Origin of the sequence: Azospirillum sp. A26, assembly GCF_042604635.1 — a bacterium.
Classification (GTDB): domain Bacteria; phylum Pseudomonadota; class Alphaproteobacteria; order Azospirillales; family Azospirillaceae; genus Azospirillum; species Azospirillum palustre.
The window spans coordinates 239,484-263,830 of record NZ_CP170472.1 but is presented as its reverse complement, the minus strand read 5'-3'; the positions used below and the strand labels follow the sequence as shown (position 1 = coordinate 263,830).

Genomic DNA, 24,347 nt, shown 5'->3' with positions numbered 1-24,347 from the left:
TCTTCTCTCTGCCACAGCCGGCCCTAGTCGCGCCAGCGCGTGTGTTCCATGATGCGGGGAATCCCGGGCGGACGGCGGGCATCGCCCCATTGCGAGATGTCGGGAATGGTTGTCACGCGATGGCGGCGGCCGAGCAGGCTGAGGATGCTCTGGTCGTGGCGATGGTCTCGGAACTCCGGATAGTTCGGCAGGCCACATTCGTTGGGTGCGTCGGTGAGCAGCCGGGCATCCTGGGCGAGCCGCAGCCATTGCGCGACGAAGTCCATGCTTTCGGGCCCGCGTTCGCACAGGACGAAGCTGCCCATGATCTGCGGCGCCTCGACGACATCGGGCCGGTCCAGCCCCATGAAATGGAAACAGTCGCGCTTGGTCCAGACGCCGTTGCGGTGATGGTCCTCCAGCGTGAACAGCAGGACCGGCAGATCCCGCCGCTGCCGGCAAATCTCGATCAGCGGATCGACGCTGTGGACGAAATGGGCGCCGCTGTCGCTGTAGAACAGGATGTCGCCGTCCTTCAGATGCTCGCGCAGCAAGCGGTCGATGAAGTAGGGCTTCCACAGCCAATAGCCGGCCCCGCGCGGTTGCTCCAGCACATGCCGGTTCCGCGATGCGAAAGCGGCATCGATGTGCTGGCGCCCCATCATCGCGACGCCGTCGAAACCGCCGGTCTCCAGGCCGGTCCTGCCATTGTATTTCTGCGCCGTCGTGAAGACCCCGTCGGCATAATTCAGCAGCACCCGTCTCATCGCCCATTCCTCCGCCGTTCAGAGACGGCTTTCGATCCATTCTGCCAGACGGTAGGCATCGAAGTGGAAATCCTCCGTGCCGAGAAAGGGCGGCGTGCTGCGATAGCGGCGGTAGGCGGCGTAATCGTCGTCGATGGCCAGGATGGCCTCGATGGCCTCCTCATCGGAGGAGTATCGCGACACGTCGATGAAGCTGCCGGCCGCGACATCGCGCAGGACGCCGGGATCGCCCCAATAGAGCGGCACCGCACCGGCCTGGAAAGCGTCCAGGATCTTCTCGGTCAGATAGCCGGGATGGCTCGCGTTCTCGAAGGCGAAGGCGAAGCGGTAACGGGAGAACACCCTGATCTTCGGCAGCCAGCCCATCTTCACCACGCTGCCGGTGTTGTTCAGCAGCCAGCCCACCGACTCGACATGGCGCCGGGCGCCGAGCATCTGGAAGAAGTCGTTGCGGCGGGCGCAGTTGGGATTCTTGTAGAGGAAGGCGCAGAATTTCCGATTTGCGGCGTCCTCCCGCGTCGGCGGCACCGGCGGCAGGACGGAATGGCAGAAATACGGCGCCGCCCCTTCGCGCAGATGGTCGTAGGCATGGATGACGTAGAGCGGCAGGCGGAAATGACGGGGATCGTCGATGCGGTCGAACGACACCGACATGTCGACGGCATCGAGCGGCGGCCGCACATTCTCGCCGGTGAAGAACATCGACCGGGACGCCCGTATTTCCTGGTGGCGGGTGCCGAACACCGAGACGATGGCGAGGTCGCTGTCGTTCTCGACCACGGACACCTCGAAGCGGGCGGACAGGATTTCCACGAAGAAGTTCGCGGAGGGATCGAACTCCGGCCAGAAATCGAAGAAGGCGACTTTCAGGCGCGGCTTCGCCCCGCGCCGTCCACCGTCCGGCCCTTGCAGAAGAAAGCGATCGAGAACCGCCGGATCCCTGTTGGGGGTGTCGAGGAATTCTGACAGGAAGCCGCTGGTCCGTTGGTCGATCATGCCGAAGACGCTCCCGCACCTGCTGACTGCCGCGAGCGGCCCGCGCCCCGGACAAGCTCGGCGGACACACCGTAATTTTGCCCCCGCCGGGTTGCCAGCGGTAATTTCGGGAGCCGGCGCCGAGGGGACTTCCCCCCGGCGAAACCGGTTCGCGGTTGCACACGGCGCATGTGAGCGGTCCTTGACCGCACGGCCCGCGCCGCTAATATCCGGCGCCATGGACGTCTCCTTGCGGATCCCGATGATGATGCGCGCCCCTGCGCATCGCGCGCGAATTACCGGCCCGGCTCTCTGAGGAGGGCCGGGATAGAGACCTGCTGTGTACCGGGTGGCCTCATCGCCGCCCGACGGTAATGCTTTCCCCCAGGGATCCGATATGACCCGCGATTACAAACCGACCGTCTTCCTGCCCCGCACCGACTTCCCCATGCGCGGCGGCCTGCCGACCAAGGAGCCCGAGCTGCTGAAGCGCTGGGCCGAGATGGACCTGTTCGGCAAGCTGCGCGCCGGCGCCAAGGGCCGCAAGAAGTTCGTGCTGCATGACGGCCCGCCCTATGCCAACGGCAACATCCACATCGGCCATGCCGTCAACAAGATCCTGAAGGACGTCATCGTCCGTTTCCGCCAGATGCAGGGCTTCGACGCCGACTATGTCCCCGGCTGGGACTGCCACGGCCTGCCCATCGAGTGGAAGATCGAGGAGAAGTACCGCAAGGCCGGCAAGAACAAGGATGACGTGCCGCTTATCCAGTTCCGCGCCGAATGCCGCCAGTTCGCCGAGGAGTGGGTCGGCATCCAGGCCGCCGAGTTCCGCCGCCTGGGCGTGGAAGGCGACTGGAAGCAGCCCTACGCCACCATGACCTTCCCGGCCGAGGCGCAGATCGTCCGCGAAATCCACAAGTTCGCGGTCAACGGCGGCCTCTACAAGGGCTTCAAGCCGGTGATGTGGTCGGTGGTCGAAAAGACCGCGCTGGCCGACGCCGAGGTGGAATACCACGACCACACCTCCACCACCGTCTTCGCCCGCTTCCCCGTCTGGGGCTCGTCGGCACCGGAAGTGGACGAGGCCAGCATCGTCATCTGGACGACCACCCCCTGGACCCTGCCGGGCAACCGCGCCATCGCCTATGGCGACGAGATCGAATACGCGACCTTCAAGGTCACGGCGGTCGCCGAGGGCAGCAAGGCGGTGGTCGGCGAGCGCCTCGTGCTCGCCACCGCGCTGGCCGAGAGCGTGCTGAAGGAGACCGGCATCACCGAGTGGAAGCAGCTGCACCGCTTCCCCGGCTCGCGGCTCGCCGGCACCTATTGCCGCCACCCGCTGAACGGCAAGGGCTACGACTTCAAGGTGCCGCTGCTGGCCGGCGACTTCGTGACGACCGATGCCGGTTCGGGCTTCGTCCACATCGCCCCCGGCCATGGCGAGGATGACTTCCGCCTGGGCCAGGCCAACGGCATCGAGGTGCCGCAGACGGTGGGCGAGGACGGGCGCTATTACGCCCATGTACCGCTGTTCGCCGGGCTGGCCGTCTACACCGACCAGGGCAAGACCGGCCCCGCCAACAAGGCGGTGCTGGAGGCGTTCGAGGAATGCGGGTCGCTGCTGGCCAGCAACCGCATCAAGCACAGCTATCCGCACAGCTGGCGCTCCAAGGCGCCGCTGATCTTCCGCACCACGCCGCAGTGGTTCATCTCGATGGAGACGAACGACCTGCGCAAGGTGGCCTTGCAGGCGATCTCCGACACCCGCTGGGTCCCGGCGCAGGGCGAGAACCGCATCCGCTCGATGATCGAGAGCCGTCCGGACTGGTGCATCAGCCGCCAGCGCGCCTGGGGCGTGCCGATCGCGCTGTTCGTCCGCAAGTCGACCGGCGAGATCCTGCGCGACGAGGCGGTGTTCGCCCGCATCGCCGACATCTTCCAGCAGGAGGGCGCCGACGCCTGGTTCGCCCGCGACCCGCAGGACTTCCTCGGCAATAGCTACTCCGCCGAGGATTTCGAGCAGGTCAAGGACATCGTCGACGTCTGGTTCGAGTCGGGCTCCTCGCACGCCTTCGTTCTGGAACAGCGGCTGGAGGAGCTGGCCTGGCCGGCCGACCTCTATCTGGAAGGCTCCGACCAGCATCGCGGCTGGTTCCACTCCTCGCTGCTGGAAAGCTGCGGCACGCGCGGCCGGGCGCCCTACAACGCGGTGCTGACCCACGGCTTCGTGCTCGACGAGCAGGGCCGCAAGATGTCCAAGTCCCTGGGCAACGTGGTGGCCCCGCAGGAGGTCTGCGACCAGTACGGCGCCGACATCCTGCGCCTGTGGATCATCAACTCCGACTATTCGGAGGATCTCCGCATCGGCAAGGAGATCATCAAGACCCAGGCCGACCTCTACCGCCGCCTGCGCAACACGCTGCGCTACCTGCTGGGCGCGCTCGCCGACTACAGCCCGGCCGAGCGGATCGACGCCGCCGAGATGCCGGAGCTGGAGCGCTGGGTCCTGCACCGCCTGTCGGAGCTGGACACGCTGGTCCGCGAGAAGGTCGAGGCCTACGACTTCCACGCCCTGTTCGTGGCCCTGCACAATTTCTGTGCGGTGGAGCTGTCGGCCTTCTACTTCGACGTCCGCAAGGACAGCCTCTATTGCGACGCCGTCGACTCGGTGCGCCGCCGGTCGGTGCGGACGGTGATGGAGCATCTGTTCTCCAACCTGACCGCCTGGCTCGCGCCCATCCTCTGCTTCACCGCGGAAGAGGCGTGGCTCGCCCGGCCGGAAGGCCTGACGCAGGGGGCGGGCTGGACCGACGAGAGCGTGCATCTGCGCGGCTTCCCGGAGGTGCCGGGCGACTGGCGCAACGACGCGCTGGCATCCAAGTGGGAGGCGGTGCGCACCGTCCGCCGCGTCGTCACCGGCGCCCTGGAGCTGGAGCGCGCCAACAAGACCATCGGCTCGTCCCTCCAGGCCGATCCGACCGTCTTCGTCGACGCCGCGACCAAGGCCCTGCTGGCCGATGTCGATTTCCAGGACGTCTGCATCACCTCGGCCATCGAGGTGACGGACGCCGCAGCGCCGGAGGGGGCCTTCACCCTGCCCGACGTCCCCGGCATCGCCGTCGCCCCGGCTCTGGCCGACGGCGGGAAGTGCGAGCGCTGCTGGAAGGTCCTGGAGGAAGTCGGCACAGTCCACGACCATCCGACGCTCTGCATCCGCTGCTCCGACGCGGTGGCATGAGGAAAGTCGTCACAACCGCGGTCCTGTCCCCTCTCCCCCCCGGGGAGAGGGTTAGGATGAGGGGGGTCCGCTTGCCGGACGCTCCTCGCCGCGCTTCCCCCTCACCCCGACCCTCTCCCCGGGGGGGAGAGGGAGAACGTGCGGTCACATGAACGCCTTCGTCGCCAACCAATCCCGGTCCTACTGGCTGTTCGGGCTGATCGTCGCCGTGCTGGTGGTGGTCCTCGACCAGGGCAGCAAGTGGTGGATCCTCGAGCAGGTCATGCAGCCGGTGCCGCATGTCATCGAGGTGACCCCCTTCTTCAACCTCGTGCTGGTGTGGAACTACGGCGTCAGCTTCGGCACCTTCGCCAGCGGCGGGGCGCTGATGCCCTACATCCTGAGCGCCATCGCCGCGGTGATCGCCGTCTGCCTGATCTTCTGGCTGCGGCAGGCGGAACGCCGTCTGATCGCCCTGGCGCTGGGCTTCATCATCGGCGGGGCGATCGGCAACGTGGCCGACCGGATGCTGCACGGGGCGGTGGTCGATTTCCTCGATTTCCATGTCGGCGGCTGGCATTTCTGGGCCTTCAACGTGGCCGACAGCGGAATCAGCGTCGGCGTCGTGCTGCTGCTGATCGACGGACTGTTCGCGGGCCGCGAAAAGTCGTAAGAGTTCCGTCGCCGGTGGCGTTATAACCACCGGCGAGCGCTGACCCAAGCGGCCTCGACCTTCGGGCCGGGTCGCTACGACGTGACAGACGACGGGATCCTCCGAACGTGACCAGCATCTCCTCCGCCCTCTCCTTCCCCCGGACCCGGCTTCCTTTGGCGCGGCTCCCGCTCATCGGGCTGGCGCTTGCGGCGTTGACGCTCGCCGGCTGCTCGGATGTGCGCCGGTCCATCGGTCTCGACCGCCAGAGCCCCGACGAGTTCTCCGTCGTTTCCCGCGCTCCGCTGACCCTGCCGCCCAGCATGCAGGACCTGCCGAAGCCGCGCCCGGGTGCTGCCCGTCCGCAGGACAGCACCCCGACCCAGATGGCCGCCGGCGCCGTGTTCGGCGGTTCCTCGCGCGGTGCCAAGGCTGCGGCGGGCGCAACGGCGGGCGAGAAGTCGCTGGTCGCGCAGGCTTCGGCCCGCGACGGCATCGACCCGAACATCCGCGCCAAGGTCGATCAGGAAACCACCCAGCTGATCGTCGCCGACAAGAGCTGGATCGATTCGCTCCTGTTCTGGCAGACGCAGCAGCCGCCCGTCTCCGTCGTCGATCCCGGCAAGGAGCAGCAGCGCCTGCGCGAGGCCCAGGCCCAGGGCAAGGCGCTGGACGGTGCCGCTACCCCGACGATCGAGCGCAAGCGCAAGGCGCCGCTGGAAGGCCTGTTCTAAGCCCGACCAGTTCCTTCGGTCTTGTCCAACACGCGACATCACACCAGTTTCCGGGGGCGTCCTTCCCAGCGAAGGGCGCCCTTTCGATTCGGTCCTCCTGATCCGGGAGCCCTCATGCCCGCCTTCATTCCAGCCCGCCGCCTCGCCGCGGCAGGACTTCTCGCCTTGACGATGACCGTCGCGGCCCCCCTGGCACCGATTCCGCTCGGGTTCCAGCCCGCCCACGCGGCGGAAAAGGGGGTGTTCTTCCCCGAGAGCTTCACCCTGTCCAACGGCATGCAGGTGGTGGTGATCCCGAACCACCGCGTGCCGGTCGTGACCCATATGGTCTGGTACAAGGTGGGCGCCGCCGACGAGGAGCGCGGCCAGTCCGGCATCGCCCATTTCCTCGAACATCTGATGTTCAAGGGGACCGATGCGATCCAGCCCGGCGAGTTCAGCCGGATCATCGCCAAGAACGGCGGGCGCGACAACGCCTTCACCAGCTACGACTACACCGCCTATTACCAGAACGTCGCCCGCGACCGGCTGGAGATGGTGATGCGGATGGAGTCGGACCGCATGTCGAACCTCAAGCTGACCGATGCGGTGGTCTATCCCGAACGCGACGTCATCATCGAGGAGCGGCGCCAGCGCATCGAGAACGAGCCGGCCGACCGCATCGGCGAGCAGATCAACGCCACCCTCTTCGTCCACCACCCCTACGGCACCCCGGTGATCGGCTGGCCGCAGGAGATGTCGGCGCTGACGCGGGAGATGGCGGAGCGCTTCTACAAGACGTGGTACACGCCCAACAACGCCATCCTGGTGGTGTCCGGCGACGTGACCGCGGCGGAGCTGAAACCGCTGGCCGAGCGCTATTACGGTGCCATTGCCGCCCGCCCGGTGCCGGAGCGCAAGCGGGTCACCGAACCGCCGCTGACCTCCTCCCGTCAGGTCGTCCTGCGTGACGACGAGGTGCGCCAGCCCTCGGTCCGCCGCATCTGGACCGCCCCGTCCTACCGCCTTGACCAGACCGGCCAGGCCTATGCCTTGCAGGTGCTGGCCGAGATCATGAGCGGCGGCACCACCTCGCGCCTCTACCGCAGTCTGGTGGTGGACCAGAAGCTCGCCACCTCGGCCTGGCTCGGCTATGGGCCGACCGCCTGGGACATGGCGACGCTCAGCGTCGGCGCCAGCCCGGCCGCCGGCGTGCCGATGGACAAGCTCGAATCGGCTCTGTGGGCCGAGGTCGACAAGTTGCTGAAATCCGGCGTGACGGAGGAAGAGGTCGCCACCGCGCGCAAGCGCATGCTGGCCTCGGCTGCCTATGCCCGCGACAGCCTGACCGGACCGGCCCAGACGCTGGGTGCGGCGCTCGCCACCGGCCAGAGCATCGACGACGTGGAGAACTGGCCGGTGCGCATCGACGCCGTCACCGCCGATCAGGTCAACGCCGCCGCCCGCGCCGTGCTGAGCCAGACCAACCACGTCACCGGCCTGCTGCTGCCCCCGACCGGAAAGGACAGTTGAGGATGAGCGTGTTTCACGATGTTTCATCCGCCCGCGGACTTCCCTCCGTCCGCCTCGCGGTCGTGGCGTTCTTCCTGACGGCCGCCGCCCTTCTCTCGCCCGCCCAGGCCATGGACATCAAGCGGGTGGTCAGCCCCGGCGGGATCGAGGCGTGGCTGGTCGAGGACCACAAGGTGCCGGTCCTGGCGCTGGAATGGGTCTTCGAGGGAGCCGGCGGCACCGACCCCAAGGGCAAGGAAGGGCTGGCGAACATCGCCTCCACCATGCTGGACGAGGGTGCCGGGCCGTACGACTCCCAGACCTTCCAGGCCCGTTTGCAGGACAAGGCCATCGCGCTCGGCTTCGAGTCCGGGCGCGACGGCTTCGGCGGCTCGATGCGCACCCTGGCCGACAACCGTGACGAGGCGCTGGAACTGACCCGGCTCGCCCTGACCGAGCCGCATTTCGCGCCCGAGGCGCTGGATCGCATGCGGGCCTCCGTCATGGCCAGCCTCAGGCGCGACCTCGCCGACCCCAACTATGTCGCGCGGCGCCAGTTCTACGCCACCGCCTTCCCCGGCCACCCCTATGGCGGCGAGAGTCGCGGCAGCCTGGAAAGCCTGCCGGCCATCACGCCCGACGACCTGCGCGCCTTCGTGAAGGGGCAGTTCGGCCGCGACCGGCTGGTGGTGGCGGCGACCGGCGACATCTCGCCGGAGGATCTGGGCAAGGCGCTCGACACAGTGTTCGGTGGGCTGCCGGCCAAGACCGAGGCGAAGCCGATCCCCGACGTGACGATGGCCGGGCTGGGCCAGACCATCCTGCTGCCGCGCCCGACGGCGCAGACCGTCATGCTGATGGGGCAGCCCGGCGTGAAGCGCGACGATCCCGACTGGTACGCCGCGACGGTGATGAACTATGTGCTGGGCGGCGGCGGCTTCGGTTCGCGCCTGATGGAAGAGGTGCGCGAGAAGCGCGGGCTCAGCTATGGCGTCTACAGCTACCTGATCCCGATGGACCATACCGCGCTGGTGATGGCGGGCGGCTCCACCGTCAACGCCAAGGCGGGTCAGGCGCTGGACATCATCCGCCAGGAATGGGCGCGCATGGCCAAGGACGGGCTGACCGACCAGGAGATGGCCGACGCCAAGACCTACCTGACCGGCTCCTTCCCACTGCAACTCGGCTCGACCCAGGCCATCGCCCGCATCCTGTTGCAGGTGAAGCGCGACAAGCTGGGCATCGACTACCTGAACCAGCGCGACCGCTACATCAACGCGGTGAGCCAGGAGGACATCAAGCGCGTCGCCCGCCGCCTGCTCGACCCGGCCAAGCTGCTGACCGTCCTGGTCGGCAAGCCGGAGGGCGTGACGCCGACGCGGACCATCGAAGGCGGAAGCTGAGTGAACCGGGGGCGCCGGCCGACGGCGCCCCCAGCCTTCCCTCACGCCAAATCCGGCTGGCTCCCCGGAAAGCGCGGATCGCTCGGATCGACCGGGCTGCCCGGCACTTTGCCGGGAATGATCCCGACCTGATCCGGCCGTGCGGCATCGTCGCGGTCGCGTTGCTCTTCGCGCTCTTCCAATGGCGGGGCAACGGGCTTGTCCGACATGTTGTCCTCCTGTCGCAGTTCCTCAAAGACCACAACACCCGACCGCCCCGCCGGGTTGCACCCTGGCCGCCCCGCATAGGCCGATCAGCAGCGCCGACCGTCGCGTTTTGGCCCGTGGCCGCGGCCGGCGGTCGGTGTTAGGCTCCGCACGCCCCGCAAGATGGGCCGCGTCAAAGGACCGCTGACGTCAAGGAGTCCAAAGCATCATGACCGCGCTGACCCGTTCCCCCGCCTGGACCGCTCTCGCCCAACACCGCCAGGACATGGCCGGCACGCACATGCGTGACCTGTTCGCCGCCGATCCAGGCCGGTTCAAAGCCTTCTCCATGGAAGCCGCGGGGCTGTTCCTCGACTATTCGAAGAACCGCATCACCCAGGACACGGTCCGCCTGCTGCTCGACCTCGCCCGCCAGCAGGATGTCGAGGGCGCGCGTGCCCGCATGTTCGGCGGCGAGCCGATCAACCTGACGGAAAAGCGCGCGGTCCTGCACACCGCCCTGCGCAACCGCTCCGACCGCGCCGTCACCGTCGATGGCCGCGACGTCATGCCGGGCGTGCGCGCGGTGCTGGAGCGGATGGACGCCTTCGCCACTTCGGTGCGCGACGGCGAATGGCGCGGCTACACCGGCCAGCCGATCACCGACGTGGTGAACATCGGCATCGGCGGTTCCGACCTCGGTCCCGTCATGGCGACGGAGGCGCTGAAGCCCTTTGCCCACGCCCATGTGGCGCTGCATTACGTCTCCAACGTCGACGGCACCCATCTGGCCGAACAGCTGAAGTGGCTGGACCCGGAAACGACGCTGTTCGTCATCGCCTCCAAGACCTTCACGACGCAGGAGACGCTGACCAACGCCCACTCCGCCCGCCGCTGGTTCCTGGAGACCGCGCAGGACGAGGCGCATGTCGCCAAGCATTTCGTCGCCGTCTCCACCAACGAGGCGGAGGTGCGCAAGTTCGGCATCGACCCGGCCAACATGTTCGGCTTCTGGGACTGGGTCGGCGGCCGTTATTCGCTGTGGTCGGCCATCGGCCTGCCGATCATGATCGCCATCGGCCCGGAACGCTTCGCCGAGATGCTGGCCGGCGCCCATGCGATGGACGAGCATTTCCAGACCGCGCCGATTGAGCGCAACATGCCGGTGCTGCTGGCCCTGCTGGGCGTCTGGTACCGCAATTTCTGGGACGCCTCGTCCTACGCGGTGCTGCCCTACGACCAGTATCTGCACCGCTTCCCCGCCTATCTCCAGCAGTTGGACATGGAGAGCAACGGCAAGTCGGTGACCCGCGGCGGCGAGCCGGTGGATTACCAGACCGGCCCGGTGCTGTTCGGCGAGCCCGGCACCAACGGCCAGCACGCCTTCTACCAGCTGATCCACCAGGGCACCTCGCTGATCCCCTGCGACTTCGTGGCGGCGGCGACCAGCCACAACCCGATCGGGGCGGAGGCCGGCGCGCATCACCGCATCCTGCTGTCCAACGTCTTCGCCCAGGCCGAGGCGCTGATGCGCGGCAAGACCGCCGACGAGGTGCGGGCGGAGATGACCAAGGCCGGCAAGCCGGCGGATGAGGTCGAGGCGCTGGTCCCCCACCGCGTCTTCCCCGGCAACCGTCCGTCCAACACCCTCCTGATGGAAAGCCTGACCCCGGCGACGCTGGGCGCCCTGATCGCGCTGTACGAACACAAGGTCTTCGTCCAGGGCATCGTCTGGGACATCAACAGCTTCGATCAGTGGGGCGTCGAGCTGGGCAAGCAGTTGGCCAACACCATCCTGCCGGAGATGGAAGCCGGTCCGGCCGAGGGCGCCCATGACAGCTCCACCACCGGCCTGATGGCATGGTGGCGGGCGCACCAGTAAGGGCAAACTCGCGTCACGCCCAGTAATTGTATGTATACGAACGCTATCGGGCGGAGCAGACTCCCTCCGATGGCGTTCGGAACATTGCGGCCTCGCCCCGGTTGAAGAGGGAAACGGTCTATGCACCATCCAACTTCAGCGGAGCAGTCCCATGTCCACCCGTTTACGCCTCGCCATCCTGATCTACGGCATGATCCAGGGTGTGGTCTTCGGCATCGGCACCGTCCTGGTCCTGGGCATCCCCAGCTTTTCCGAACAGGCGATGACGCTGATGCCGACCGTGGTCATTCTCAGCGTCATCCTTGCCGCTCCCATCGCCTGGTTCATGGCGCCGCGGCTGCGGCTGCGCTTCTGGCAGCAGCGGGAGCGGCAGCAGGCCCCGCGCCGCGTCACCTTGTCCTGACCGCTCAGCCTGCCGTCTCTTCCGCGACCATGGCGAACAGCCAGTCGCGGAAGAGGTGCGCGCCCTTGAGTCTGCCCAAATAAGTCTGCGCAAACATATTGCGAACCCATCTTTCCGCGCATATTATTTCGATAATGCACGTGGAAGGTGTGATATGACGAAGATCGTTGGGTCGCAGACCCTGCTCGATGCGACCACCGGCATGGTCAAATCCACCGGAACATTTGCGCGTCCTGCCTCCCTCACCGTCTCCCAAGATCCACCGCGCCCGCCCCCTACAGTTATTGTGGATCTGTCCGATGCCGCGCGCCGGACGATGGGGCGTGAACAGCCAACGGCCCTGTCGGCTGAACGCGATCAGGAAATCAGACGCACCGGCGCCGCGATTCCGGCAATGACGGACTGGGCCAATGCGACAAGCGACTATATGGGAAAGGCCGCCAACGCATTCCGCGCTGCGTTCGGCTTATCCGACAGTGTCTCGATCACCACTGGCGGGGCTGGGACGGCCATGATGGACGCCATTGCCGCCAGCAAGGGAATCGCCAAGCCCAAACCGCCGTCCATACTGGTTGAAGCTGGTGAGAGCGAGGTCGGAGCAACTGCAGAGGATCGCAAGGCTGGCACAGGCCTCATCGGGTTGAGCATCACCGATCGGCAGGATTCACGGTTTGGCCAAAAGCTCGATATTGCGTTCAATCACGGCACCGGGATCGCATCGGATGCGATGGCACTGGTGCGGTTGGATGATCGGCAGGGTGCCGGCGCGCTGGCCCGAAGCGCTGGTGCTGGATCGTTGGCCAAGCTGCTGTCGTCCGACAGCGGAGATGATGCCAGCCTGTTTGTGATTACCGATGGCGGCTCAGGGCCGAAAGCAAAAGTTGCGGCGGCGATCCGTTCCGCCGGCATGGACGATGCGGCGACTTCAGCACTTGCGATCATCAAGGCGGTCGGCCGTTACCTGCCCGGCTCGGCCGGTGACGGCACCGGCAGCCGATAAAAGGGGCAAGTCGGGAAGAGCAACGGCGAGCGGAGCTCCATCTCCTGCCAGCAGCTTGCCCATTCAGGCCACCGCCTCTTCCGCGACCATGGCAAACAGCCAGTCGCGGAAGGCGCGCATGGTCGGCGTCTCCGGCCGCGATTTCAGCGAGGTCAGCCAATAGGCGCCCTTGCAGACGGTGACGGCGAAGGGCTGCTCGATCAGCCCCACGGCCGGCGGCCGGCGGAACATCGCCACCGGAGCCAGCGCCACCCCGGCCCCCTGGATTGCCGCCTCCACCATCAGCGAGGAGGAGTCGAAGACCGGCCCCTTGACCGGCGGCATCGCCGCCGGCTCCATTCCGGCGGCGGCGAACCAGCCCGGCCATTCGTCGGACCGGTAGGAGCGCAGCAGGGTCTCGCGCCCGACATCGGCGGGCTCACGCAGCCGCCGGGCGATCTCCGGTGCGCACAGCACCGACAACGGCGCGTTGAACAGATGAACGGCCTCGGTGCCGTGCCACGCGCCGTCACCGAAGCGGATGGCGTAGTCCAGCCCCTCCGCCGCGATGTCGACGCGGTTGTTGTTGGTGGACAGGCGCAAATCGACGAAGGGATGCGCCTCGCGGAAGCGCGTCAGTCGCGGCAACAGCCAGCCGACGGCGAAGGTGCCGACGGCGCCGACAGTCAGAACCTCGCGGAACCGCCCGCCCTCGAACTGGTCGAGCAGCCCGCCGATGCGGTCGAACGCCTCCTCCAGAGTCGGCAGCAGCGCCCTTCCCTCGTCGGTCAGGGCGAGGCCGCGCGGCAGGCGATGGAACAGGCTGGCGCCCAGCCGCTCCTCCAGCAGCTTGACCTGATGGCTGACGGCGGCCTGGGTCACGCACAGCTCGATGGCCGCGCGGGTGAAGCTGAGATGCCGCGCCGACGCCTCGAAGGCACGCAGGGCGTTCAGCGGCAGATAGGGGCGGACCACGGGTTCCCCCGGACGATGCTTGATGCCGGTGGGCGTGCTAGCACCGAATGGGGGGCAAGCTCCAGGGGGATGTGGGGGGCGTCAGCCGGCGCCGCCCCCGCACAAATCGCTCACCGCCCGGTCAGCACCTTGCGGGTGTGCAGCGCAATCATCCGTTCCTCGTCGGTCGGGATGACATAGACCGGCAGGCGGCTGCCGGGGGTCGAGATCTTCGTCGCATTGGCTTCGTTGGCCGCCGCGTCGATGTCCACCCCCATCCAGGCCAGCTTGTCGCCGACCCGCGCCCGCACCGGGGCAGAGCGCTCGCCGATGCCGGCGGTGAACACCAGCGCATCGACACCGCCCATCGAGGCGGACAGCGCGCCGGTCTCCTTGGCGATGCGGAAGCAGAACAGCTCGACCGCCTCCTGGGCATGCGGGTCGCTGCTGTCGAGCAGGGCACGCATGTCGTTGGAGATGCCGGACACGCCGAGCAGGCCGGACTTGTTGTACAGCAACTTCTCGATGGCGCCGGCATCCATGCCCTTGCGCATCAGGTAGATCAGCACGCCGGGATCGATGGTGCCGCAACGGGTGCCCATCGGCAGGCCGTCCAGCGCGGTGAAGCCCATGGTGCTGTCGACGCTGCGCCCGCCATGGATGGCGCACATGCTGGCGCCGCTGCCGAGATGGGCGACGACCACCCGCGAATCGCCCAATTCCGGGGCGATTTCCGGCAGGCGGCGGGCGATATACTCGTAGGACAGGCCGTGGAAGCCGTAGCGCCGCACGCCCTCCTCGGTCAGCTCCCGCGGAATGGCGAAGGTTTGGGCCTGCCAGGGCTGGTTGCGGTGGAAGGCGGTGTCGAAGCAGGCGACCTGCGGCAGCTCCGGATGCGCCTCGGCCAGCGCGCGGATGGCGGCGAGGTTGTGCGGCTGGTGCAGCGGGGCGAGCGGGACCAGACCGTCCAGCTCGTCCAGCACGGCGGGGGTCAGCAGCACCGGGGTGGCATGGCGGACACCGCCATGCACCACCCGGTGGCCGGCGGCGATCAGCGTCGCCCCGTCAAGCCGCTCCTCGATCCAGTCGAGCAGGTAGGACAGCAGGGCGGTGCGGTCGCTGGCCTCACCGGCCCCCCAGCTCTTTTCGGCGAGCGGACGGCGCTGGGCGTCCTTGGCCTCGAACACCGGCTGGGTGCCGATGCCCGAGATCTGGCCGTTGATGGTGACCACCGGATCCCCGTCGCCATGATCCCGGAAGACCGAGAATTTCAGGCTGGAAGAGCCGGCATTGATGACGAGGATCGCGTTGGACATTGCCCCTGCCCTCCTTACTCGGCCGCCGACGCGGCACCGCGGCGGCGGGCGGCGGCCGACAGGACGGCCACGGCGCAGGACGCCAGACGGGTGCGCACATTGTCGGCGCGGCTGGTCAGGATGATCGGCACGCGGGCGCCGAGCACGATGCCGGCGGCGTCGGCATGGGCCAGGAAGGACAGCTGCTTGGCCAGCATGTTGCCGGCCTCCAAGTCGGGAACCAGCAGGATGTCGGCCTGACCGGCCACCTCGGACTTGATGCCCTTGGTGATGGCGGCCTCGCGGCTGATGGCGTTGTCGAAGGCCAGCGGGCCGTCGAGGATGCCGCCGGTGATCTGGCCGCGGTCGGCCATCTTGCAGAGTGCCGCCGCCTCCAGCGTCGAGGCGATCTTGGTGTTGATGGTCTCGACCGCCGACAGGATGGCGACGCGCGGCACCTCGGTGCCCAGCACCTTGGCGAGGTCGATGGCGTTCTGGACGATGCTGACCTTGTCCTCCAGCGTCGGGTAGATGTTGATCGCCGCATCGGTGATCAGCAGCGGACGCGGGTAGGTCGGGACGTTCATGACGAAGACGTGGCTCAGGCGGCGGCCGGTGCGCAGGCCGGTCTCCTTCCTCACCACCTCGCCCATCAACTCGTCGGTGTGCAGGCTGCCCTTCATCACCGCCTCGCACTCGCCGGTACGGGCAAGCCGCACGCCGGTCTCGGCCGAGGCATGGCTGTGGGCGACGTCGACGATGCGGTAGCGCGAGATGTCGAGGCCACAGGCGTCGGCGACCGACCGGATCTTCGATTCCGGACCGACCAGCACCGGGTCGATCAGGTTCGCTTCGGCAGCCTCGACGGCGCCGCGCAGCGAGCTTTCGTCGCAGGGATGGACGACGGCGGTCGGCACCGGCGGCAGCGACTCGCACTTCTTCAGCATCAGCTCGTGGCCGTCATGGCGGATCACCTGCACCTGCGGCAGTTCCGCCGCGGCGCGGCACACCTTCTCGGTCGGGGCGATCACCTCAGCCACGCCGGTCGCGACCGTCCGGCCGTCCTGGTTGAGGCACAGGCAGTCGAAGACCACCGTCTTGCGCGCCGCGTCCTTCGACTTGGCGGTGACGGTCACGGTGACGATGTCGCCCAGCAGGACCGGACGTTCGAACCGCAGATCCTGGCCGACATAGACGGTGCCGGGGCCGGGCAGCAGGGTGCCGAGGACGGCGGAGATCAGCGAGCCCGACCACATGCCGTGGCCGACAACTTTATGGTCGACGGCGTAATCCTCGTCCACATGGGACGGGTTGAGGTCGCCGGACACCGTCGCGAACAGCTCGATGTCGGACATGGTCAGACGGCGCGACAGGCTCGCCTGCTGGCCGATGCGGATTTCCTCGAACGTGACGTTTTCGATCATGGGGCTGCCGTTCTTGCCGGTCGGAACGATGCCGCTGCGACCCGCCGGGGCGGCGGAGGGGGCGGCGATGGCGGTGTCCATACTAGAATGCTCCTGAAAAGGATCGCGGCGCCCGACCAACGGACCCCGCCGGAATGGCGAAGCCCCGAATGCCGGTGACCGGACCGGATGCCCGTTGTGCCGGGGCATCCGTCGCGGCGGCAGGCCGTATCCTCCCAAGTCCGGTTCCCGTCGCCGCCGGCGCCCTTGCCGGGCAGGCCATGGCGACCGGCCGAACTCCGTCTTGTTGGGTTCCTTAGAAACGGAACCTTCGCTTTCCAAGCTTTTCCAAAGGACTGTGCTTGTGCGGAAGCAATAGCCCCTATGGCGAAGGGGCCCAATGACCTACATCAATAAAGTTTCCAAGCCATTGTTGCAGTTGGGTTACTGGGATCGTTTCGGTCCAGTGAGCAGACGCAGCATAACCGAAACTTGCGCGGGCCAGGACGGGAAAAGCGGACCGGCCGGCGGAACTGCCACCATTGCGCGCTGCGGAATGGAAAAGGACGGCGGGCTGCTCAGTCGGCGGCGGCGCAGCAGGAGCATTGCTGTTCCACGACCGGAATGCTGACGGCGAACATGGTGCCGCGCCCTACCCGCGACCGCACGGTGACGGGATGGTCCAGCATCTCGGCCATGCGGCGGACGATCGACAGTCCCAGGCCGAGCCCGCGGCCGCTGTCGCGCTGGTCGGTGCCGCAGCGGTAGAAATCCTCGAAAATCGCGGCCATTTCCGCCTCGGCGATGCCGGGACCGGTGTCCCACACCTCGATGGACAGGCGCATCCCGCCATCGGCGGTGGACCGGCGCCGGCAGCCCAGCAGGATCCGCCCTTCTGTGGTGTAGCGCAGGGCGTTGACCAGCAGGTTGCGCACCATCCGCTCCAGCAGGATCGGATCGCTCTTCACGCGGACGGAACAGGGAACCATCCGCAGCAGAAGCCCGCGGTCGATGGCCTGATCGCCGATCTCCACCGCCAGACGGCTCAGGATGTCCTGCACGTCGAATTCGACGACCCGCGGCTTGACGTTGCCGACCTCCAGCGCGGAGGTGTCGAGCAGGGTTGACAGCAGCGTGTTGCCGGCGGTCAGCGCCTCTCCCAGCTTGTTCGCCACCTCCACCTGATGGGGATCGTCCAGCTTGGACATCAGGATGTGGTGGAACAGGCTCATCGCCTGGAAGGGCTGGCGCAGGTCGTGGCTGGCGGCGGCCAGGAAGCGGCTCTTGGCCTGGTTGGCCCGCTCCGCCTCGGCATGGGCGCGGGCCAGCGCCTCGCGGATGTCGGCCGACTCAGTCACGTCGATGGCGGCGCAGATGACGCCGGCCACCGCCCCCGTCTCGTCCCGCATCGGCTCCACCGACAGGTCGAGCACCCGGCGGTAGCCGCAATAGGTCAGCTCCAGCTCGCACCGCGTCCCGACCCCGCTGTCCATCACCGACCGCTTGAGAGCGACCGTCCGCGCCGCCTCCTCCGGCGGGAACAGATCGCCGTCGGTGCGGCCGATCATGCGCTCCGGATTCAGATCCATGCGCGGGCAGTAGATCCACAGGTGCCGCAGATCCCGGTCCTGGCTGAACAGCGTCACCTTGGAATAGCGCAGAGCCATCCGGAACCGCTCCTCGCTCTCACGCAGGGCACGGGCCATGGCGGCGCGGGCGCGCGCCTCGGTCTGGAGCAGACGCCGGGTCCTCGCCTCGCGCAGGACATAGGCAGCGCCGCCGGCAGTCAGCAGCAGCCCGCCGATCAGCATCGTCCAGGCCAGCCGGTCCTCCACGCCGAACAGCCGCGCCGGGGTCGGAACCACATAGAGCCGCCAAACCCGGCCGCCATAGGCGATGTCGCGGACGATGGAGTACGGCGCCACCGGGCCGGTCAGCTGCTCCACGGTGAGGGCATCGACCGGCGGGTGCGGCAGTTCGCCGGGACGGCCGAACGCCCCTTCGGCGGCCAGCAGCCGCGGTGTTCCCAATGTTCCGGAGGTCGTCCGGCCCGGCGGCTCCAGCAGATAGGCGTCGCCGACGGTCAGCCCGACCCGGCGGACCGAATCGCGCAGCAGTTGCCCGACATCGAAGCTGGTCCACAGGAAGCCGGTCAGCACATCGCAGACGAGGCGTCCACCGGCGTAGGGACGGCCGTCGTCGGGATCGACCTCGCGGGAATAGACCGGCAGATAGATCAGCACGGACCTTCTGCCCAGCTCATACCTCAGCGGCTCGCCGCCGGCCGCGACGATGCGATTGGCGGTGCAGGAACGCGCCAGCACGTCGCGCTGGCCGGGAAGGGTGGCCATGTCCAACCCGATCAGCCCGATGGCGGACCGCGGTTCGGCCAGCACAGTGACGAACCGGTCGGCGGCGAGCTGCCCGGCGGAAGAATCGCCGGCTCCCCCCTCGGACTCCGCGCTCCCTCCGCCACCGGCGGTGCGGACGGCGAAGGAACTGCGGCCGGCCGCGCGCATGGCGCGCTCCAGCAGCGGCACGTCCCGGTCGGCGATCCGGCGTGCCCAGGCGACGGCATGCAGGTTCGGATAGAGCGGCAGCAGCGGCTCGACGGCCGACGCGAAGCTTGCCTCCGTGACCGGAGCGGGACCGGCCATCGGACCGCTGAGCGCGCGCAGAAGCACGCTCTGATCCTCGAAATCCGACTTCAGCTGGTCATGGAGCTGGATGGCCTGACGGTCGGCCAGAGCAAGCTCAGCTCCGCGGGTGGCACTCCTGATCATCAGGAAGGCCGAAAAGGACAGGAACATCCCGGCGATAATGATCACCGCCAGTTTCCCGGTCCGTCCCCCTTCCCGATAACGCCGGTTCATCCGAACGCCCTCCACCCAATCCGTTCGAACAGCGAGTGCCCAAACCAATCATAGCGAAGGCAAGACATAAAATGGTATGCGAAACTTGAAGTTCAAACGAAAGGAGGATGGCGGCCTAACCATTGGTGGATAAAAGGACTGTTGCACTGAGGGAAATGGGCGAAACTTTGTTGCACTTCGCCGTATCCTTCGGCCTCTGTTTCAGAAATGTCATTGCACCGCACAAAACCTCAACGGTTTCGACTCTCCATCTTTCGCTTACTTACTCCGAATCGATTCAACTGGCATTCTGGTCTTTGTTATCAAAGCGGATCATGACCGAGCAGGCGGACGACGGCGGCACGCAGGGCAAGCGGGGCCACCGGCTTGTGCAGCAGCGGATAGCCGGACAGCCGCGCCTCGCGCAGCCGCTTGGGGTCGGTGTCGCCGGTCAGGATCATTCCCGGAACCGGACGGTCGAACAGCTTGACGATCTGCCGGATCGCGACGATGCCGTTGGCGGCTCCCTTCAGCCGCAGATCGGAAATGATCAGATGGAAATGTTCGGGAGCCGGACCGAGCCGCTCGACCGCCATGTCGTAGGAGTCCGCGCCGACCACGCTGCACCCCCATTGCCCGAGCAGCGCCTCCAGCGCCGCCAGCACCATGGGGTCGTCCTCGATCACCAGGATGCGGGTGCGGCTGATGTCGGTGGCGCCGCCGGCCGACGCCGGTGACCCGGTTGCCGCGCTCTCAGCCTGGGCGGAGGCGTCCGCCCCTTCGGCACCCTGTTCGACGGATATCGGGACAAGGACGGCGAAGACGGTGCCCCGCCCCTCCTCCGCGCAGACCTCCAGCCCGAGGCCGAGTTTGCGGGCGAGGCCACGCACGAGGGTCAGGTCGAGGCCGAGCGCCCCTGCCCCCTCCCCGACCGGCTTGGCCAGTTCGGTCCGCAGGGCTGCCAGCCGCTGCGACGACAGGCCACGGCCGCTGTCCCACACCTCGACGCGCAGGCGGTCGCCGCGCAGGCGGCAGCCCAGCAGCACACGGCCACGCACCGTGCCGCGCAGGGCATTGGCGACCAGCCCATGCAGCAGACGCTCCAGCAGTGCGGAGTCGGTCCGCACCATCGCCGAACAGGGCATCACGGAGAAGCGCAGACCGCGGTCTGCGAAGCGCGGCGCCACCTCCAGCGCCAGACGCATCAGAACGCCGTTCACCGCGTGGGTGCGGATGTCCGGCTCCATCAGGCCGCTTTCCAGACGCACAAGGTCGAAATGGCCATCGACCATGCTGCGCATCGATTCCACCGCCTGGGCCATCGAGTGCAGCAGGTCGCGCCCTTCCCCGAACCGGCTATCCGCCACTCTTTTTTCCGCCATTCCGGCATCCAGCCGGCCGTCCAGCGTACCGATCAGCAGCGAGAGCGCGGCCAGAGGCTGGCGCAGGTCATGGCTCGCCGCCGCGAACAGCCTGTCGGCCGGATCGGGCATCCGCCGGACCGCAGGGGGGCCGGCATTCGAAGAAACGGACGGGGGCGACGCGTCGAACCGCCACACCGCCCCCCCGCCGGCAAGCCGATGCACCTGGCGGTCGGGCACCATGTGCGGTCCGGCGGACGGGAGCAGGCTGGCCTCAAGCTCGTCGGCCGGCATGCCGGCGCTCAGGCGTCCGGCCAGCGGCGGGAGGGCTGCGGCGGCCGGCGTCCAGTCGGCGAGCCGTCCGTCGGTCCCGAACACCAGAAGGGCCGGCCCCGCGCTGCCGGCGTCGTCATGGCTGCCGTTCACCGTCACACCTGCATCCCAAACCTCATGCTCCGATAAGACCAGAGACTATGGAAGGTACGGCCCGTTGCAAAGCCCGCCATTGGGCAGATGGAACGCGAAGATCATAACGGCCACCTCAATCAAACCTTTCGTTGCTTTTTCGGTAAACTCTATACATTGAGAGGACTCTCCCTCTGACTTGTTACAATTCGACAAATATTCGATGACATATTGGGCTCGGCCTTCAGCGTTTTTTAGGAATAGGCCGTAATGATCGCCGGATGGATTGCGATACGCAGACTTGCGCCGATGCCGGGCGGGGCGGGACCGCGGCCAGGGAACTCCCGCCTGCCGATCCTCTGCCGATCGCCATGCTGCATCTGCCCGACGCGGTTGCATTGCTCAAGGCGCACCACGACTGTACGGGCGCGCTGACCGACCTGGAATGGCTGTCCGCCAACCCGGCGGCGGAGCGGCTGATGGGCATCGCCCCGCTGGCGGGCCGGCGGCTGCGCGGCGGCGGCATCGATGCCGCCTGCCCCGGCCTGTTCGCCGCGTTGGCCGATGGCCTGCACGGCCCGGTGGAGCGCACGGTCGCGGCGCGGCGCGGCACGACGCCGGTGCGCTGGCGGGTATCGGCCGGCCCCGTGGCCGGCGGGTTGTGCGCCGTGCTGACCGATCTTGGCCCCGAAGCGCCGACGGTGGCCGAGGTGCTGGCCGAAAGCCTGACCGCAGCGCTCGAGCACAGTGCGGAGAGCTTCGCCCTGTTCGACCATGAGGACCGTCTGGTCCATGCCAACGGACGGCTGAAGAGGGATCTGCCCGATGTGGCCGACCGGCTGGTTCCCGGCGTTCCGTTCGAGGAGCTGGCCAACCGCTTCGCCCTGACCGACCCGCGCCTGACCACCGAGGAGGAGCGCCGCGCCTGGGTGGCGGCGCGGCTGGAGCGCCATCGCCGCCTGGAACCGCCGGTGGTGGTGCCGCTGCCCGACGGACGCTGGCTGCTCAGCCGCGAACATGCGGTGCCGGGCGGCGTGCTGGTCCACTACACCGACGTCACCACGCTGAAGCTGAACGAGGAGCGGCTGCGCATCCGCGAGGCGGAGGCCCGAACCGCCCGCGCCGAGGCGGAAAGCGCCAGCCGCGCCAAAAGCGCCTTCCTGGCCCAGATGAGCCACGAGCTGCGGACCCCGCTGAACGCCGTCCTCGGCTTTTCGGAGATGCTGCTGTCCGAGGCGTTCGGGCCGCTGGGCAACCCCCGCTACCGCAGCTATGCCGGCGACATCCGCGATGCGGGAAGCCATCTGCTGGCGCTGATCGACGACATTCTGGAGCTGTCGCGTCTGGATGGCGGCGGCATGCCGATGGCCGAGGAGGGGGTGGACCTTGACATGCTGTCGCTGCGCGTCGTCTCCGCCCTGCACGAGGTGGCGAAGGAAGGCGACGTCCAATTGCGCCGCGAGGTGCCGGCCGACCTGCCACTCCTGCAGGGCGACGCCCAGGCGCTGACCCAGATGCTGACCAATCTGCTGTCGAACGCCGTCACCCACACCCGTCCCGGCGGCGAGGTGATGCTGACCGCGCATCTGATGCCGGACGGCGGCATCGGGCTGATGGTGGCCGACACCGGCGTGGGCATCCCGAGCGCCGAGCTTCCGCGCATCCTCCACCCGTTCGAACCGCCGGACTCCACCATCGCCCGCAACTCCCGCGGCACCGGGCTGGGGCTGCCCATCGTCAAGCGGCTGGTCGAGATGCATGGCGGACGGATGGAGCTGAGCAGCCAGCCCGGCGTCGGCACCGCGGTCGTGCTGGTCTTCCCCGCCGACCGCAGCCTGCCGCGCGACCGCTGCCGCCCGGCGCCCCTGCCTCCGGTCATTCTGCCGTCCGGCTGATTCTTCTGGGCTGATTCCGCTGAACCGATTTCGTTGCGCCGATTGCCGGCATCCACCTTTTGCCCCTTGGCGGGGACGGGACGACAGGTCATTGTGGGCCTCATGTTCCCTACACGTTCCTGTTTCAATGGTGGCACCGCGTCATGAGCGACGACATTGCCGTTCCGGTTTCCAACACCGAGGCCAGCGTCCCGGCTGTGGGCGCGCCGCCGATCTTCCGCGGCGTCCGGCGAGCGCTGGCGGCGCGCGGCTATGCCAGCTTGACCGAATTCCGCTTGGCGAGCGGCCGGCGGGCCGACGTGCTCGCCATCGACGAGGCCGGCAACATCCTGATCGTCGAGGTGAAGAGCGGTGTGCCCGATTTCCGCTCCGACCAGAAATGGCAGGAGTATCGCGAATGGTGCGACGCTTTCTATTTCGCGGTGGATGATGGCTTCCCGACCGAACTGATCCCGGAGGATTGCGGCTTGATCGTCGCCGACGCCTATGGCGCCGAAGTCCTGCGCGAGGCTCCGGTCGCCAAGCTGGCCGCCGCCCGCCGCAAGACCCTGCTGCTGCGCGCCGCGATGACGGGCGCCGGCCGTCTGCACCGGATCGAGGATCCAATGTTTACCCAATCCTCGCCGACCGTGTGACCCGGCCACCCGACCGCGGGGATGCGGAGGGGCGCGGAACCGGCTAGACTGCGGCCACCACATCAACCGGGAAGAGCGGACCGGCATGCCGGCGGACCAGATGGGCGCAGCACATTCCTTGCACATTCTGCTGGCGGAGGACGAGACGGTCACCCGCCTTGCCGCCCGCGTCCTGCTGGAGCGCGCCGGCCATCGGGTGGTGGCGGTGGAAGACGGACCGGCAGCCGTCGCCGCCGCGTCGGCCGCTGCCTTCGACCTGATCCTGATGGATCTCGGCCTGCCCGGCCTGCCGGGCGACGAGGCGGTCCGCGCCATCCGGCATCAGCCCGGCGGCGGCGGCCCCCGCATCCTGATGCTGACCGCCAGCGCCACCAGCGAAGGCCAGGACCGCTGTGACGGCTGCGGCGCCGATGGCACGCTGATCAAGCCGCTGCGGCTCGACGCCCTGCTGGCGGCACTGAGTCGGGGAGCGGAGGCCAGGACGCCGGCAGCCGAGCCGGCTTCCGAACCGGCATTCGACGAGCGCGCCATCGGGACGATGCAGGAGATGCTGCCCGCTGCCCGCGTCGCCGAACTGATCGACAAGACGGTGGCGGTGCTGCGCCAGCATGGACAGACGCTGGACGAGGCGCTGAAGAACGGGGACCGGACGACCGCCGGGGCGATGGCCCACAAGATCGCCGGCGTGTCGGGACAATATGGCTGCGTCGCCCTGCGGCAGGCCGCGCGCGCTCTGGAGAAGGACCTGGAGGAACCGGGCGCCGATACGGGCGGTCAGGGCGGTGAATTGGCCGGCATGCTGACGCCCGCGCTTGAATTCCTCGAACGCTGCGCTGCCGCGGCGCGGGGATAACTGATCCCGGCCGGCGGCAGTCA

General features: G+C 67.9%; 19 protein-coding genes. 11 read left to right on the top strand and 8 right to left on the bottom strand.

Features of this window, described 5'->3' with window-relative positions; genetic code table 11:
- Nucleotides 1–23 precede the first annotated feature (23 nt).
- On the bottom strand, nucleotides 24–746 hold the full coding sequence (locus ABNQ39_RS01745) for a hypothetical protein (protein ID WP_376958455.1): 723 nt from the start codon (nucleotides 744–746) through the stop codon (nucleotides 24–26).
- 18 nt (nucleotides 747–764) lie between these two features.
- The gene (locus ABNQ39_RS01740) at nucleotides 765–1,742 is read right to left on the bottom strand and encodes a glycosyltransferase family 10 domain-containing protein (RefSeq protein WP_376958454.1); all 978 of its coding nucleotides are present in this window, start codon (nucleotides 1,740–1,742) and stop codon (nucleotides 765–767) included.
- A 376-nt stretch (nucleotides 1,743–2,118) separates the two neighbouring features.
- On the opposite strand from ABNQ39_RS01740, the gene ileS reads away from it, so the two are divergent.
- The 5 genes from ileS (at nucleotide 2,119) to ABNQ39_RS01715 (ending at nucleotide 9,221) form a co-directional block, all read left to right on the top strand.
- Nucleotides 2,119–4,962: an isoleucine--tRNA ligase gene (ileS, locus tag ABNQ39_RS01735; protein ID WP_376958453.1), complete on the top strand. Its 2,844-nt coding sequence runs from the start codon at nucleotides 2,119–2,121 to the stop codon at nucleotides 4,960–4,962.
- A gap of 148 nt (nucleotides 4,963–5,110) precedes the next feature.
- Complete coding sequence (lspA, locus tag ABNQ39_RS01730) at nucleotides 5,111–5,614, top strand: signal peptidase II (RefSeq protein ID WP_376958452.1); 504 nt, start codon at nucleotides 5,111–5,113, stop codon at nucleotides 5,612–5,614.
- A gap of 107 nt (nucleotides 5,615–5,721) precedes the next feature.
- Nucleotides 5,722–6,327 carry a DUF3035 domain-containing protein gene (locus ABNQ39_RS01725; protein ID WP_376958451.1) on the top strand — a complete coding sequence of 202 codons (606 nt, stop codon included), beginning with the start codon at nucleotides 5,722–5,724 and terminating at the stop codon, nucleotides 6,325–6,327.
- A gap of 114 nt (nucleotides 6,328–6,441) precedes the next feature.
- Nucleotides 6,442–7,839 carry a M16 family metallopeptidase gene (locus ABNQ39_RS01720; protein WP_376958450.1) on the top strand — a complete coding sequence of 466 codons (1,398 nt, stop codon included), beginning with the start codon at nucleotides 6,442–6,444 and terminating at the stop codon, nucleotides 7,837–7,839.
- Between the two features lie 2 nt (nucleotides 7,840–7,841).
- Complete coding sequence (locus tag ABNQ39_RS01715; protein ID WP_376958449.1) at nucleotides 7,842–9,221, top strand: M16 family metallopeptidase; 1,380 nt, start codon at nucleotides 7,842–7,844, stop codon at nucleotides 9,219–9,221.
- 41 nt (nucleotides 9,222–9,262) lie between these two features.
- Here ABNQ39_RS01715 and ABNQ39_RS01710 read toward each other — a convergent pair whose 3' ends face one another.
- A complete protein-coding gene (locus ABNQ39_RS01710) occupies nucleotides 9,263–9,430 on the bottom strand; it encodes a hypothetical protein (RefSeq protein WP_199237545.1) in 168 nt (55 codons plus the stop codon).
- Between the two features lie 206 nt (nucleotides 9,431–9,636).
- Here ABNQ39_RS01710 and pgi point away from each other — a divergent pair, with 206 nt between their 5' ends.
- From pgi to ABNQ39_RS01695, 3 genes are all read left to right on the top strand, one after another.
- Entirely contained in the window at nucleotides 9,637–11,289 is a 1,653-nt protein-coding gene (pgi, locus tag ABNQ39_RS01705) for a glucose-6-phosphate isomerase (protein ID WP_376958448.1), read from the top strand.
- Nucleotides 11,290–11,440: 151 nt separating this feature from the next.
- Nucleotides 11,441–11,692 carry a hypothetical protein gene (locus ABNQ39_RS01700; protein WP_109445327.1) on the top strand — a complete coding sequence of 84 codons (252 nt, stop codon included), beginning with the start codon at nucleotides 11,441–11,443 and terminating at the stop codon, nucleotides 11,690–11,692.
- Between the two features lie 154 nt (nucleotides 11,693–11,846).
- Nucleotides 11,847–12,692 (top strand): hypothetical protein, encoded by an 846-nt coding sequence (locus tag ABNQ39_RS01695; RefSeq protein WP_376958447.1) that lies wholly within the window; start codon nucleotides 11,847–11,849, stop codon nucleotides 12,690–12,692.
- Between the two features lie 63 nt (nucleotides 12,693–12,755).
- On the opposite strand, the gene ABNQ39_RS01690 is transcribed toward ABNQ39_RS01695, so the two are convergent.
- The 5 genes from ABNQ39_RS01690 to ABNQ39_RS01670 form a co-directional block, all read right to left on the bottom strand.
- Nucleotides 12,756–13,646 carry a LysR substrate-binding domain-containing protein gene (locus tag ABNQ39_RS01690; protein WP_376958446.1) on the bottom strand — a complete coding sequence of 297 codons (891 nt, stop codon included), beginning with the start codon at nucleotides 13,644–13,646 and terminating at the stop codon, nucleotides 12,756–12,758.
- Between the two features lie 110 nt (nucleotides 13,647–13,756).
- Nucleotides 13,757–14,941: an acetate/propionate family kinase gene (locus ABNQ39_RS01685; RefSeq protein WP_376958445.1), complete on the bottom strand. Its 1,185-nt coding sequence runs from the start codon at nucleotides 14,939–14,941 to the stop codon at nucleotides 13,757–13,759.
- A gap of 14 nt (nucleotides 14,942–14,955) precedes the next feature.
- Entirely contained in the window at nucleotides 14,956–16,344 is a 1,389-nt protein-coding gene (locus ABNQ39_RS01680) for a bifunctional enoyl-CoA hydratase/phosphate acetyltransferase (RefSeq protein ID WP_376959743.1), read from the bottom strand.
- A gap of 557 nt (nucleotides 16,345–16,901) precedes the next feature.
- Nucleotides 16,902–19,196 carry a sensor histidine kinase gene (locus ABNQ39_RS01675; RefSeq protein ID WP_376958444.1) on the bottom strand — a complete coding sequence of 765 codons (2,295 nt, stop codon included), beginning with the start codon at nucleotides 19,194–19,196 and terminating at the stop codon, nucleotides 16,902–16,904.
- Between the two features lie 302 nt (nucleotides 19,197–19,498).
- Nucleotides 19,499–20,968 carry a hybrid sensor histidine kinase/response regulator gene (locus tag ABNQ39_RS01670; RefSeq protein WP_376958443.1) on the bottom strand — a complete coding sequence of 490 codons (1,470 nt, stop codon included), beginning with the start codon at nucleotides 20,966–20,968 and terminating at the stop codon, nucleotides 19,499–19,501.
- 254 nt (nucleotides 20,969–21,222) lie between these two features.
- Here ABNQ39_RS01670 and ABNQ39_RS01665 point away from each other — a divergent pair, with 254 nt between their 5' ends.
- From ABNQ39_RS01665 to ABNQ39_RS01655, 3 genes are all read left to right on the top strand, one after another.
- The gene (locus ABNQ39_RS01665) at nucleotides 21,223–22,836 is read left to right on the top strand and encodes a PAS domain-containing sensor histidine kinase (RefSeq protein ID WP_376958442.1); all 1,614 of its coding nucleotides are present in this window, start codon (nucleotides 21,223–21,225) and stop codon (nucleotides 22,834–22,836) included.
- 143 nt (nucleotides 22,837–22,979) lie between these two features.
- Nucleotides 22,980–23,471, top strand: coding sequence for an MmcB family DNA repair protein (locus ABNQ39_RS01660; RefSeq protein WP_376958441.1), 492 nt, complete (start codon nucleotides 22,980–22,982; stop codon nucleotides 23,469–23,471).
- Nucleotides 23,472–23,556: 85 nt separating this feature from the next.
- Complete coding sequence (locus ABNQ39_RS01655; RefSeq protein WP_376958440.1) at nucleotides 23,557–24,324, top strand: response regulator; 768 nt, start codon at nucleotides 23,557–23,559, stop codon at nucleotides 24,322–24,324.
- Nucleotides 24,325–24,347: the final 23 nt, after the last annotated feature.